Raw genomic sequence first — 12,682 nt, 5'->3', positions numbered from 1 at the left:
CGGCCACCGGATCGTTCCTCGGCCGGAGTTGATCAGGGCCCCTTCTCCGGGCCGGAAGAATGTGCCGGCGGTTCGTACTGCTGCGCCTGCCGCTGTTGCTGCTTCTCCTGCTCGGCCTTCTGCTTCTCCAGCGTGTGCTGGAGGAAGGACCAGCCGACGCAACCGGCGCAGAGCACAGCGGTGATGGCGATACCCGCGAATACCTTCCCGAGCCGCTCGTCGGCGCTGCGCCGTGCGCGCCCCGCACCGAAGAGCAGGGCATCGCGCATCCTGCGGCGGCGTACCCCCACCGATTCCAGCAGTTGACTGTCGTAATCCCGTGCCACGCGATCCCCCTTTGCCACTGCAACATACCGAGGGGCGCTCGCGGAGTACACACCAGGGTCGTCGGAAGTGAGGGGGCGGTTTCACGCCCGGCGGGGGCGGGTCCAGTCGCGGTTCTCGCGTACGACGGTGAATCCGGCCGATGTGCAGAGCGCCACCGCCGCCTCGTCGCGGGCCGGAGTCACGACGGCCACCGCGCTCGCGCCCCGGTCGGCGAGGGCTGCGCACGCGCCCAGGACGGCGTCGCGGCCGTAGCCGTGGCCGCGGTGGTCCGGGTGGGTGCCGACCGGTTCGAGCAGGGCGCATCGGCCCGCGCCCGCGAACCAGCCCGTCGCGGCGGCCGCCGGGTCGCCGTCCGGTGTGCGGACGAGCGTCTCCACCGACATGTGGCCCGCCGGGGCCGCCCGCATCGTCTCCCAGTGCTTCAGGGCGAACTTCGATCCGGGGAAGGCCGACCTGTGGATCAGTACCCGGTCGGCGGCATCGGGCTCGCCGACCGGTTCGGCGCGGGTCGTCACCGGCTGCGGGGTCCAGGACAGGACGAGCCGGGTCGCCTCGGGGTGGGGGTGCCACCCCGGTACGGGCAGGCCGTCGGACCGGTCGATGCCCGGTACGAGCAACTCCTCGGCGTCCGCCGCGAGCGCCCCGAGGTCGGCATCGGGCGCTGCCGTCACCCGCAGGACGCGTCCGTCGAGAAAGCCCACCGCGACCGGGGCCGCGGCGTCGTGCCGGGGGTCGAGTCGAGGGTCGGGCCGCCCCGTGCCCCGCGCGTCGACCCAGAGGTGGACCGTCGCGTCCGCGTGGCGCAGCAGCCAGCCCACGTCCCCGGGGTGCAGGCCCCCGGCCGGGGCGTCGGCCGGTGTCCACACGCTCAGCGCGCGCAGCGCCCGGGGGGTGTCGAAGCGGGACAGGGTGCGCCGTACGACAGGAGGCATGGACGCGAGGCTAGTGCCCTCACTCACCCCTGGTCAGTCGGAAATGCGCTCTTCCAGGCGGACGGTCACGGTGTCCCCCTCCTCCTTGCCGATCGCCTTGCGTACGTCCGCCTTCACGGGCAGCTTGTGCGTGCCGTCGCCCAGGGCCATGAACGAACTCCGGAACGGGTGGCCGTCGACGGTGCCCCGGACCTTCACCAGGCCGCGGGTGCCGAAGAACTCGGCCGACTCGGGCCACACCACATAGGTCCAGCCGCCCTTGCTCGGGCTCTTCCGCAGAGTCGCGGTGAATTGCTTGTCCATCGTCGGTACCGCCTGTCCGTCTGTCCGTGAGCCCGCGGCGTGGCTCGTCCCGGTGTTCATCCGTAGGACAGGGGTGGGCGTCGAAACTCATCGGTGACCCCGCGCCCTCCTCGCCCCTGCCGCAGCGCGAACCACAGCTCCGCCCGTACGTCCATGTCGTCCAGGTCCGCGTCCAGCAACTCCCCGCACCGCCCGATGCGTTGGCGCACCGTGTTGCGGTGGACGCCGAGCGCCACCGCCGTACGGTCCCAGCTGCCGTGCAGGGAGAGCCAGCAGCGCAGGGTGTCGGCCAGCGGCGCGGTGAGCGGGGCGAGGAGGGCGCGGGCGTGGGCGGCCGCCTGTTCGGGCGGGACCAGGGCGGCCAGCCCGCTCACGGGGGCGTCCACCGTCAGCGGGGCGCGGGTCGCCTGTGCGTGGGCCAGGGCGCGGGCGGCCAGGGAGTCGGCGGCGTCGAGCGCGGTGATGGGCGTGGGGGCGGACGCGCCGAGCGTCCAGCCGGGCTGCGGGGCGATCCTGTCCGCCTCAGCCTCAGCCTCCGGCAGCGGCCGTGCCGCCCCGCCCTCCGCCGCGCCCGGGAGCGGCAGCAGCAGCCGTACCGCCTCGCCGCCCCCGCGGCCCGCGTCCACCAGGGCCGTGCCCAGCGACGCGCCCAGGGCCCCGGCCGTCAAGCCGTCCGCCGGGGTGCCGTCCGTGCGGCGGGCGTGGATCACCGACCAGGGGCCGGTGGCGCCGAGGAGCGGGGCCACCTCGGCGGGGGCGGCGCCCAGGAGCATGCGGACCAGGGCCGCCGAACGGCCCGCCGCGTCCGCGCCCTGGTGCGGGGCGGCCAGGAGGGAGAGGAGGACCACGGCGATGCCCGCCACCGTGTGGTCGCCGGACTCCCGCCGCCCGGCCGCCAGCGCCAGGACCAGGCCGTCGCCGCCGCCCAGCGCGTACGCCGACAGATGCGTGTCGCCGTGGGTGTCCGTGGCCGACGCGGGGGAACCGGGGCGTTCCCGGGCCACCACGCGGGCCAGGCGGGTCAGGGCTCCCGCCGGCTCCGGGGGCAGGCGGCGGCCCGCCGCGTGGACCTCCTCGCCCCGTGCCGTCAGCAGTACCGCCCGGCCGCCGAGCTGCGTCGCCAGCTGGTGCAGGACAGCCGGTACGGGGTCGGGGCGGGCCGCCGCCGTCGCCAGGGCCTGCTGGGCGCGGGTCACCCGGCGCAGCTCACGGTGGCGCGCCTCGGCCATCAGCCGCCACACCGCCCGCGCGATCGCCGTGAACGGGGTCTCCGGCGGCACCTCCAGCAGCGGCAGGCCCTGCCGGTCGCACGCCTCGATCAGCGCCCCGGGCACCGTCTCGTGCACCGGGCGCACTCCGAATCCCAGCGCCGCCGCCCCCGCCTCCACCAGCCGGCCGACGTAGTGGTCCGGGTCCGTCAGCAGCACCCCGGCGCTCAGCAGCAGCTCGCCGCCGAGGAGGTACGGATACGGGTCCGCCATCTCCGAGGTGTGCACCCAGAGCAGCTCGGCCTCGGCCGGGCCCGCGATCCGGCGCAGGCCCAGGTCCTTGCTCGCCAGCAGCTCCGCCAGAGGGATGGGCGGGGTCGGTGGGCCGGGGGGCGAGGACAGGGGCGGCGGGTGTGTGGTGCTCGCAGGAGGGGTCGGCATGGACGGTTCATCCATTCAGCTCGGTGAGAGTGGAGGAAACGTACACTTCAGCGTCGGCTTTCGGCCACCTACCGTCTTCCTCGCACGTACATCTGTTTGCGCGAGACGGAGGGAAGCCCATGGCTGTCGACTACGCCGTGATCGTCGTCTACCTGGCCGGCATGCTCGCCATGGGCTGGTGGGGCATGCGCCGCGCCAAGTCCAAGAGCGAGTTCCTGGTCGCCGGACGCCGCCTCGGGCCCGCCATGTACTCCGGCACCATGGCCGCCATCGTCCTCGGCGGCGCCTCCACCATCGGCGGCGTCGGCCTCGGCTACCAGTACGGGCTCTCCGGGGCGTGGATGGTCTTCACCATCGGCCTCGGGCTCCTCGCGCTCTCCGTCTTCTTCTCCGCGCGGATCGCCCGGCTGAAGGTCTACACCGTCTCCGAGATGCTCGACCTCCGCTACGGCGGGCGGGCCGGGATCATCTCCGGCGTCGTCATGTGGGCGTACACGCTGATGCTCGCGGTCACCTCGACCATCGCGTACGCCACCATCTTCGACGTCCTCTTCGACGTGAACCGCACCGTCGCCATCATCCTCGGCGGCACCATCGTCGTCGCGTACTCGACGCTCGGCGGCATGTGGTCGATCACTCTCACCGACATGGTCCAGTTCGTCGTCAAGACCATCGGACTGCTGCTGCTCCTGCTGCCCATCGCCGTCGTCAAGGCGGGCGGCTTCAGCGAGATGAAGGCCCAGCTGCCGACCGAGTACTTCGACCCGCTCGGCATCGGCGGCGAGACGATCTTCACGTATGTCCTGATCTACACCTTCGGCATGCTCATCGGTCAGGACATCTGGCAGCGGGTCTTCACCGCGCGCAGCGACACGACGGCGCGGTGGGGCGGGACGGTCGCCGGTACGTACTGTCTCGTCTACGCCATCGCCGGGGCCGTCATCGGCACCGCCGCCAAGGTCATGTACCCGGACCTGGCCAGTGCCGACTCCGCCTTCGCGACGATCGTCAAGGACGAGCTGCCGGTGGGCGTGCGCGGGCTCGTGCTCGCCGCCGCGCTGGCCGCCGTGATGTCGACGTCCTCCGGTGCGCTGATCGCCTGCGCCACGGTCGCCAACAACGACATCTGGTCGCGGTTGCGGGGGGTCGTCGGGCGCGGCGGGGGTGGCGCCGGCGACGAGCCGCATGACGAGGTCAAGGGGAACCGGGCGTTCATCCTCATCATGGGCATCGCCGTCATTCTGATCGCCATCGCGCTGAATGACGTGGTGGAAGCGCTGACCGTGGCCTACAACCTGCTGGTCGGCGGGCTGCTCGTGCCGATCATCGGCGGGCTGCTGTGGCGGCGCGGCACGGCGGCCGGGGCGCTGTCGGCGGTGGCCGTGGGGGGTGTCGCGGTGGTCGGGCTGATGTGGCACTACGGGATCCTCGCCAATCAGCCGATCTACTACGGGCTGCTGGCGTCGCTGGCCGTGTACGTGGTCGTGTCGCTGGCCACGCCGCCGACGGATGCGGCTGTGCTGGCCGCGTGGCGCGAGCGGTTGGCGGGCAACCCAGCCCGTCCGGCGTTTGAGGACGGAACCCTTGCGCCGGATCCGGCCGAGCCCACCGATGTCCTCAATCGCCGGACCGGCTGAGTTCGGCTGAGCTCGAAGATGTCCTCAATCGCCGGACGGGCTGGTTGTGGCCGGATGGGCTTGATCTGGCCGGGGCGGGCCGAGCGAATCAGCCCGCCCGGCGATTGAGGGCGAAGCGGCCGCCGGACGACCACGGCACCCCACCGCACCCCGCACACTTGACACCGTACGAAACCGAAGGAAAGGCACACCCCCCATGAGCAGCACCGACGCGCCGCGCGGCCCCATCGACTCCTCCCGTGTCCCGCGCTACGCCGGGCCCGCGACGTTCGCCCGGCTGCCCCGGCTCGACGAGGTCGGGCGTACCGACGTCGCCGTCGTCGGCGTGCCCTTCGACACCGGGGTCTCCTACCGGCCCGGCGCCCGCTTCGGCGGCAACGCCATCCGTGAGGCCTCCCGGCTGCTGCGCCCGTACAACCCGGCCCAGGACGCCTCCCCCTTCGCGCTCGCCCAGGTCGCCGACGCCGGCGACATCGCGGCGAACCCGTTCAACATCAACGAGGCCGTCGAGACCATCGAGGGCGCGGCCGACGACCTGCTGGGCACCGGCGCACGCCTGATGACCCTCGGCGGCGACCACACCATCGCCCTGCCCCTCCTGCGCTCCGTCGCCAAGAAGCACGGGCCCGTCGCCCTGCTCCACTTCGACGCGCACCTGGACACCTGGGACACCTACTTCGGCGCCGAGTACACCCACGGCACCCCGTTCCGGAGGGCCGTCGAGGAGGGCATCCTCGACACCTCCGCCCTCTCCCACGTCGGCACCCGCGGCCCGCTCTACGGCAAGCAGGACCTGACCGACGACGAGAAGATGGGCTTCGGCATCGTCACCTCCGCCGACGTCATGCGGCGCGGCGTCGACGAGATCGCCGACCAGCTCCGTCAGCGCATCGGCGACCGGCCGCTGTACATCTCCATCGACATCGACGTCCTGGACCCCGCGCACGCCCCCGGCACCGGCACCCCCGAGGCCGGCGGCCTGACCTCCCGCGAGCTGCTGGAGATCCTGCGCGGGCTCTCCTCCTGCCACCTGGTCTCCGCCGACCTCGTCGAGGTCGCCCCCGCGTACGACCACGCCGAGATCACCTCCGTGGCCGCCTCCCACGCCGCGTACGAGCTGACCACGATCATGTCCCGGCAGATCGCGGCGGAGAAGGAAGCAAAGGAAGCCGAGGACGCCAAGTGAGCCACGACCACGACGACCGGCCGCAGCTCACCGCCGCCCAGGCCGCCGCCGTACTGAATCCGCCCCCCGGCCGCAACGGCGGTGACCTCGTCGTCGAAACCCTCCAGGGGCTCGGCGCGACCACCGTCTTCGGCCTGCCCGGTCAGCACGCGCTCGGCATGTTCGACGCGCTGCGCCGCTCCTCGCTCCGGTATGTCGGGCTCCGCGTCGAGAACAACGCGGGGTTCGCCGCCGACGCGTACGGCCGGATCACGGGGGAGGTGGCCCCGCTGCTGCTCTCCACCGGGCCCGGCGCGCTCACCTCGCTCGCCGCGCTCCAGGAGGCGGCCGCCGCCTCCGCCCCCGTCCTCGCCATCTCCAGCCAGATCCCGACGGCGGGGCTCGGCGGCGGGCGGCACGGCTATCTCCATGAACTGCGCGACCAGCAGGCCTCCGTCCGGGACATCGTGAAGTCCGTGCACACCGTGCGGACCGCGTCGCAGATCCCGTCCGCGATCGCCGCCGCCTGGGAGTCCGCGCTGACCGCCCCGCACGGGCCGGTCTGGGTGGAGATCCCGCAGGACGTGCTGCTGGCCGAGACGACCCTGCCCGTCGTCAGCGCCATGGACGCCACCCCGCGCGAGCTCTACCCGCGGCCCGAGCTGACCATCGCCGCCGCGCATCTGCTGTCGAAGGCCGAGCGGCCCGTGATCATCGCGGGCGGCGGAGTCGTACGCTCCGACGCCTCCGGCAAGCTGCGCGCGCTGGCCGAGAAGCTCGACGCGCCGGTCGTCACCACCTTCGGCGGCAAGGGCGCGTTCCCCTGGGAGCACCCGCTGTCGCTGCGCTCCTGGCTGGAGGACCGGCACACCACCGACTTCCTGGAGGACGCGGACGTCCTGCTCGTCGTCGGCTCGGGCCTCGGCGAACTCTCCTCGAACTACCACACCTTCCGCCCGCGCGGCCGGGTGATCCAGATCGAGGCGGACGCCGGGAAGCTGGAGTCCAACCACCCCGCCCTCGGCATCCACTCCGACGCCCGCGAGGCGCTGGCCGACCTGCTGGAGGCCGTCGAGCGCCGCGAGGACGCGGGTGCCGCCGAGCGCGTACGCACGGTGCTGGAGAAGGTACGGGTCCGGATCGAGGCCCAGGACCTCACCCTGGAGCAGCAGGTCCTCGCCGCCGTCCGCGAGGCGCTGCCCGACGCCGCGCCCAGCTTCTGGGACATGACGATCCTGGCGTACTGGGCCTGGTCCGCGTTCGACGCCCGCCGCCCCAACACCATGCACTCCGCCCAGGGCGCGGGCGGCCTCGGCTACGGCTTCCCGGCCGCCATCGGGGCCGCCGCCGCCGACCCGACCAAGCCCGTGCTCGCGGTCTCCGGCGACGGCGGCGCCATGTACTCCATCGCGGAGCTGGCCACCGCCCGCCAGTACGATCTGCCGCTGACCTGGCTGATCGTCGACGACGGCGGCTACGGCATCCTCCGCGAGTACATGACGGGAGCCTTCGGCGAGACCACCGGCACCGAGCTGGCCCGCCCGGACTTCGTCGCCCTCGCCGAGTCCTTCGGCGTACCCGCCGTCCGGACCAGCCCGGAGTCGCTCGCCGCCGACCTGTCGAAGGCTCTGGCGGCCCCGGGGCCGTCGGTCGTCGTGCTTCCGGCCCTGCTGCGGATGTTCGAGCCGACGCATCTGTAGCCGGCGATGTCCGCCGGATGTGGACGGCGCACCCCGGGTGCGCCGTCCACCCGCTACGCCTTGCCCGCCGCCGTCGCGCTCCAGGCGTGGAAACCGTCCCCGAACTGCTCCTGCTGCGTGTCGCTGAACGCACGCGGCAGGTTCAGCGTCTGCGGCAGCAGTGCCGGTATCGCCAGGAACAGCACCTCGGCCTCCGTCCCCCTGCGCCTGGCCCGCGCCGCCATGAGGAACTCGACCGCCCGGTTCAGCGGCTTGTGCAGGTGGTCGTACGGGCGCTTCGCCGCCTTGGCCCGTGCGCCGGGCTGGTCCAGGGCCGACCTGCCGTTCGGCGAGGCCAGCTTCTCCTACGCCGTGATCACGGCGTACAGCTGTCCGCAGCGGTAGGCGTCGGTCGGCAGAGCGTTGGCCATGGGTTTCCTCCCCGGTCGGTCGCGATGCCCATCACTACCCGCGCCGCATCCGGGCTGTCCGCGCGGCACCGGCCGACCCCGGGCCCACGGCAGCGGCCCCACGAACCCGGCCGGACGGGTCCTACGCCCTTGGTCCCATCCCACCCCCGCCTATCGGCCCGATTCGCCGCTCCGATCGTTGCGGCGGGATGAAATCCGCCCTCCACCGCGTTGGTGCCTCCGGAAGATCGAACGGGACCGGGTCGAACAGGGCGGGGAGGCAACGCGTGACGGGCGTAGAGCAACAGGGGTGGGGCCGGCGGCTGACCGGGTACGCGTGGCGGTACCGGCGGAACGTCGTGCTCGCCCTCGGCTCGTCGCTCGCCGGCATGGCCGTCATGGCCCTCGTGCCGCTGATCACCAAGGTGATCATCGACGACGTGGTCACCGACCACACCCGCTCCCTCGCCGTCTGGACCGGGCTGCTCATCGGCGCGGCCGTCCTCGTCTACATCGCCACCTACATCCGCCGCTACTACGGCGGCCGGCTCGCCCTGGACGTCCAGCACGATCTGCGTACGGACATGTACGCGACGATCACCCGGCTCGACGGGAAACGTCAGGACGAGCTGTCCACCGGGCAGGTCGTCGGCCGGGCCACCAGCGACCTCCAGCTGATCCAGGGGCTGCTGTTCATGCTCCCGATGACCATCGGGAACGTGCTGCTCTTCCTCATCTCCCTGGTGATCATGGCGTGGCTCTCCCTCCCGCTCACCCTCGTCGCCCTCGCCGTCGCCCCCGCGCTCTGGTTCATCGCCCGCCGTTCCAAGACCCGGCTGTTCCCCGCCACCTGGTACGCCCAGAGCCAGGCCGCCGCCGTCGCCGGAGTCGTCGACGGGGCCGTCTCCGGGGTCCGGGTCGTCAAGGGGTTCGGGCAGGAGGACCAGGAGACCGGGAAGCTCCGCGAGGTCAGCAGGCGGCTCTTCGCCGGGCGGCTGCGCACCATCCGGCTGAACTCCCGCTACACCCCCGCCCTCCAGGCCGTGCCCGCCCTCGGCCAGGTCGCCATGCTCGCCCTCGGCGGCTGGCTGGCCACCCGGGGCGAGATCACCCTCGGCACGTTCGTCGCCTTCTCCACGTACCTCGCCCAGCTCGTCGGGCCGGTCCGGATGCTCGCCATGGTCCTCACCGTGGGGCAGCAGGCCCGCGCCGGTGTCGAACGCGTTCTGGAGCTGATCGACACCGAGCCGTCGATGCAGGACGGTACGAAGGAGCTGCCGGCCGACGCCCCGGCCGGGATCGAGTTCGACGACGTACGGTTCGGCTACGACGAGGAGCGTCCGGTCCTCGACGGGTTCTCGCTCACCGTCGAACCCGGCGAGACCGTCGCCGTCGTCGGCGCCTCCGGCAGCGGCAAGTCCACCGTCTCGCTCCTGCTGCCCCGCTTCTACGACGTCTCCCACGGCGCCGTCCTCATCGGCGGCCACGACGTCCGCGAGCTGACCCAGTCCTCCCTGCGCGCCGCCATCGGGCTCGTCCCCGAGGACAGCTTCCTGTTCTCCGACACCGTCCGCGCCAACATCGCCTACGGCCTCCCCGACGCCACCCAGGAGCAGATCGAGACGGCCGCCCGCGCCGCCCAGGCCCACGGGTTCATCTCCGAACTGCCCCACGGGTACGACACCACCGTCGGCGAGCACGGGCTCACCCTCTCCGGCGGCCAGCGCCAGCGCGTCGCCCTCGCCCGCGCCATCCTCACCGACCCCCGGCTCCTCCTCCTCGACGACGCGACCTCCGCCGTCGACGCCCGCGTCGAGCACGAGATCCACGAGGCGCTCAAGCAGGTGATGGCGGGGCGGACCACCCTCCTCATCGCCCACCGCCGCTCCACCCTCCAGCTCGCCGACCGCATCGCCGTCCTCGACGGCGGGAAGCTCGCCGCGATCGGCACCCACGAGGAGCTGGAGCGCACCTCCGCCCTCTACCGCCGCCTCCTCACCGACCCCGACGAGCTGGGCGCCCCCTCGCCCGGCCACCGGCCGTCGCGCACCGAGGCCGGCCCCGAGGACGACCGCGCCCTCCAGGAGGAGCTGGACGCCGAGTTCGACGCGGAGCGCGGCATCACCCCCGAGCTGTGGATCCGCCGGGAGGAGGAGCGGGACACCACCGTCGCCGGGATGCCCGCCACCCCCGAACTCCTCGCCCAGGTCGAGGCGCTGCCGCCCGCCACGGACCTTCCCGAGGTCGACGAGGCCAGCGCCGTGCGCCCGGAGGATTCGTACGGGCTGCGCCGGCTGCTGCGCGGTTTCGGCGCGGCCCTGCTCATCAGCCTCGGGCTCGTCGCCGTCGATGCCGGGATGGGCCTGCTGCTGCCGGTCCTGATCCGGCACGGCATCGACGAGGGCGTCAGCCAGATCTCGATCGGCGCGGTGTGGGCCGCCTCCGCGATCGCCCTGGTCGTCGTACTCGTGCAGTGGGTGGCCCAGACCGGCGAGATCCGGATGACCGGCCGGACCGGTGAACGGATCCTCTACTCGCTCCGCCTGAAGATCTTCGCCCAGCTCCAGCGCCTCGGCCTCGACTACTACGAGCGCGAGCTGACCGGCCGGATCATGACCCGGATGACGACGGACGTGGACGCGCTCTCCACGTTCCTCCAGACCGGTCTGGTCACCGCGTTCGTCTCCGTGGTCACCTTCTTCGGGATCATGGTCGCGCTGCTCGTCCTGGACATCCAGCTCGCCCTGGTCGTCTTCGCCACCCTGCCCGTGCTGATCATCGGCACCTTCTTCTTCCGGCGCAGCAGCGTCAAGGCGTACGAGCTGGCCCGGACCCGCATCAGCTCCGTCAACGCCGACCTCCAGGAGTCCGTCGCCGGTCTCCGTATCGTCCAGGCCTTCGGCCGCGAGCACGACGGGGCCGCCCGCTACACCGAGCGCAGCGACAGCTACCGCCAGGCCCGGGTACGCGGCCAGTGGCTGATCTCCGTCTACTTCCCGTTCGTCCAGCTGCTGGCCTCCGTCGCCGCCGCCGCGGTGATGATCGTGGGCGCGGGCCGGATCGACAACGGCACGCTGACCGTCGGCGCGCTGGTCGCCTACCTCCTCTACATCGACCTGTTCTTCGCCCCCGTCCAGCAGCTCTCCCAGGTCTTCGACGGCTACCAGCAGGCCACCGTCTCCCTCGGCCGCATCCAGGAGCTGCTGCGCGAGCCCACCTCGACCGCCGACCCGGACGAGCCGCTCGACGTGCTCTCGCTGCGCGGTGAGATCGCGTTCGAGGACGTCTCCTTCGCGTACGGGGACGAGGAGGAGGCCCTCACCGGGATCGACCTGCACATCCCGGCCGGGCAGACCGTCGCCTTCGTCGGGGAGACGGGGGCCGGGAAGTCGACCCTGGTCAAGCTGGTCGCCCGGTTCTACGACCCCACCGGCGGCCGGGTCACCGCCGACGGCACCGACCTCCGCAAGCTCGACATGACCGCCTACCGGCACCGCCTCGGCGTCGTCCCGCAGGAGGCGTACCTCTTCGCCGGGACGGTCCGCGACGCCATCGCCTACGGGCTGCCCGACGCCACCGACGCCGAGGTCGAGGCCGCCGCCCGCGCGGTCGGCGCGCACGAGATGATCGCCACGCTGGAGGACGGCTACCTCCACGAGGTCGCCGAGCGCGGCCGCAACCTCTCCGCCGGACAGCGCCAGCTCATCGCGCTCGCCCGCGCCGAACTGGTCGACCCGGACGTCCTGCTCCTGGACGAGGCCACCGCCGCCCTCGACCTCGCCACCGAGGCCCTCGTCAACCAGGCGACCGACCGGCTCACCGGCCGCCGGACCACCCTGGTGGTCGCCCACCGGCTGACGACGGCCGCCCGCGCTGACCGGGTCGTGGTGATGGACCACGGACGCGTCGCCGAGGACGGCACGCACGACGAGCTGCTCGCCCTGGACGGGCAGTACGCCCGGCTGTGGCGCACCTTCATTGGGGAGGGCATAGGGGAGGACGAGCCCGCGGCCGTCTGAGAGCCAGCCGGGGCGGGGCCGGGCGGCCCGGTGCCGTGCAACCTCTCGCGCGCCTGCTGCGTCGTAGCCAGGGACGCATGGGCGTACAGATGTCAGGTGGGGGCGAACGTGTTCGACAGGACTGCGGGGCCGGTGGGTCCGGACGGGGCTGCGGAGCCGGCCGGAGCGGTGAATCCGGTGCGGCGGAGACGGCTGCCGCTCGTCGGCCTCCTCGTCCTGCCCCTGCTGGGCGGGCTCGTCCCCGTCCTCGCCGCCCCCGGCACCGCCCAGGCCGCCTCCGGCTGCTCCGGCCGCCCGGCGAAGACGGTCGAGTTCTCCACGGGAGAGCTGCGCGTCTACAAGACCCGCGCTCATGCCTGCGCGGTGACCGTCGCCAAGAAGCCCGGCAAGCGGCGGACGATGAGCGTCACGCTCCAGGCGCGCGGCGGTCGCGCGGTCTCCGACAAGGGCTCGTACACGAAGATGGCGGGCCCGGTCACGGTCAACGCGCTGAACCGCTGCGTGCGGGCCACCGGCGGGATCGGCAAGAAGTCCGTCTCCACCGGATGGATCCTCTGCTGA

Annotated in this window: 10 protein-coding genes; 5 read left to right on the top strand and 5 right to left on the bottom strand. The window is 72.8% G+C overall.

Annotation, left to right across the window (positions count from 1 at the left end):
• Positions 1 to 32: 32 nt before the first annotated feature.
• The 4 genes from WQO_RS11590 to WQO_RS11575 all read right to left on the bottom strand — a co-directional run bounded on the left by WQO_RS11590 (position 33) and on the right by WQO_RS11575 (position 3,226).
• Positions 33 to 326: a hypothetical protein gene (locus tag WQO_RS11590; RefSeq protein WP_029182526.1), complete on the bottom strand. Its 294-nt coding sequence runs from the start codon at positions 324 to 326 to the stop codon at positions 33 to 35.
• Positions 327 to 407: 81 nt separating this feature from the next.
• Positions 408 to 1,259: a GNAT family N-acetyltransferase gene (locus WQO_RS11585; protein ID WP_010062890.1), complete on the bottom strand. Its 852-nt coding sequence runs from the start codon at positions 1,257 to 1,259 to the stop codon at positions 408 to 410.
• A 33-nt stretch (positions 1,260 to 1,292) separates the two neighbouring features.
• Positions 1,293 to 1,562 (bottom strand): DUF1905 domain-containing protein, encoded by a 270-nt coding sequence (locus tag WQO_RS11580; protein WP_010062891.1) that lies wholly within the window; start codon positions 1,560 to 1,562, stop codon positions 1,293 to 1,295.
• Between the two features lie 56 nt (positions 1,563 to 1,618).
• Positions 1,619 to 3,226, bottom strand: coding sequence for a PucR family transcriptional regulator (locus WQO_RS11575; protein WP_050992346.1), 1,608 nt, complete (start codon positions 3,224 to 3,226; stop codon positions 1,619 to 1,621).
• 104 nt (positions 3,227 to 3,330) lie between these two features.
• On the opposite strand from WQO_RS11575, the gene WQO_RS11570 reads away from it, so the two are divergent.
• The 3 genes from WQO_RS11570 (at position 3,331) to WQO_RS11560 (ending at position 7,713) form a co-directional block, all read left to right on the top strand.
• Positions 3,331 to 4,848 carry a sodium:solute symporter family protein gene (locus tag WQO_RS11570; RefSeq protein WP_010062893.1) on the top strand — a complete coding sequence of 506 codons (1,518 nt, stop codon included), beginning with the start codon at positions 3,331 to 3,333 and terminating at the stop codon, positions 4,846 to 4,848.
• Positions 4,849 to 5,044: 196 nt separating this feature from the next.
• A complete protein-coding gene (gene speB, locus WQO_RS11565; RefSeq protein ID WP_010062894.1) occupies positions 5,045 to 6,034 on the top strand; it encodes an agmatinase in 990 nt (329 codons plus the stop codon).
• The gene (locus WQO_RS11560) at positions 6,031 to 7,713 is read left to right on the top strand and encodes a thiamine pyrophosphate-binding protein (RefSeq protein WP_058953953.1); all 1,683 of its coding nucleotides are present in this window, start codon (positions 6,031 to 6,033) and stop codon (positions 7,711 to 7,713) included. The genes speB and WQO_RS11560 overlap by 4 nt, the downstream gene beginning before the upstream one ends.
• 53 nt (positions 7,714 to 7,766) lie before the next feature.
• On the opposite strand, the gene WQO_RS36115 is transcribed toward WQO_RS11560, so the two are convergent.
• Positions 7,767 to 7,937: a hypothetical protein gene (locus WQO_RS36115; protein ID WP_158514064.1), complete on the bottom strand. Its 171-nt coding sequence runs from the start codon at positions 7,935 to 7,937 to the stop codon at positions 7,767 to 7,769.
• Between the two features lie 452 nt (positions 7,938 to 8,389).
• On the opposite strand from WQO_RS36115, the gene WQO_RS11555 reads away from it, so the two are divergent.
• Both WQO_RS11555 and WQO_RS11550 read left to right on the top strand, forming a co-directional pair.
• Positions 8,390 to 12,121 carry an ABC transporter ATP-binding protein gene (locus WQO_RS11555; RefSeq protein ID WP_058953952.1) on the top strand — a complete coding sequence of 1,244 codons (3,732 nt, stop codon included), beginning with the start codon at positions 8,390 to 8,392 and terminating at the stop codon, positions 12,119 to 12,121.
• Positions 12,122 to 12,289: 168 nt separating this feature from the next.
• A complete protein-coding gene (locus WQO_RS11550) occupies positions 12,290 to 12,682 on the top strand; it encodes a hypothetical protein (protein ID WP_050992351.1) in 393 nt (130 codons plus the stop codon).

The organism is Streptomyces globisporus C-1027 (assembly GCF_000261345.2).
Classification (GTDB): domain Bacteria; phylum Actinomycetota; class Actinomycetes; order Streptomycetales; family Streptomycetaceae; genus Streptomyces; species Streptomyces pakalii.
The sequence above is the reverse complement of the archived record's forward strand: the minus strand, read 5'-3'. Positions and strand labels throughout refer to the sequence as shown.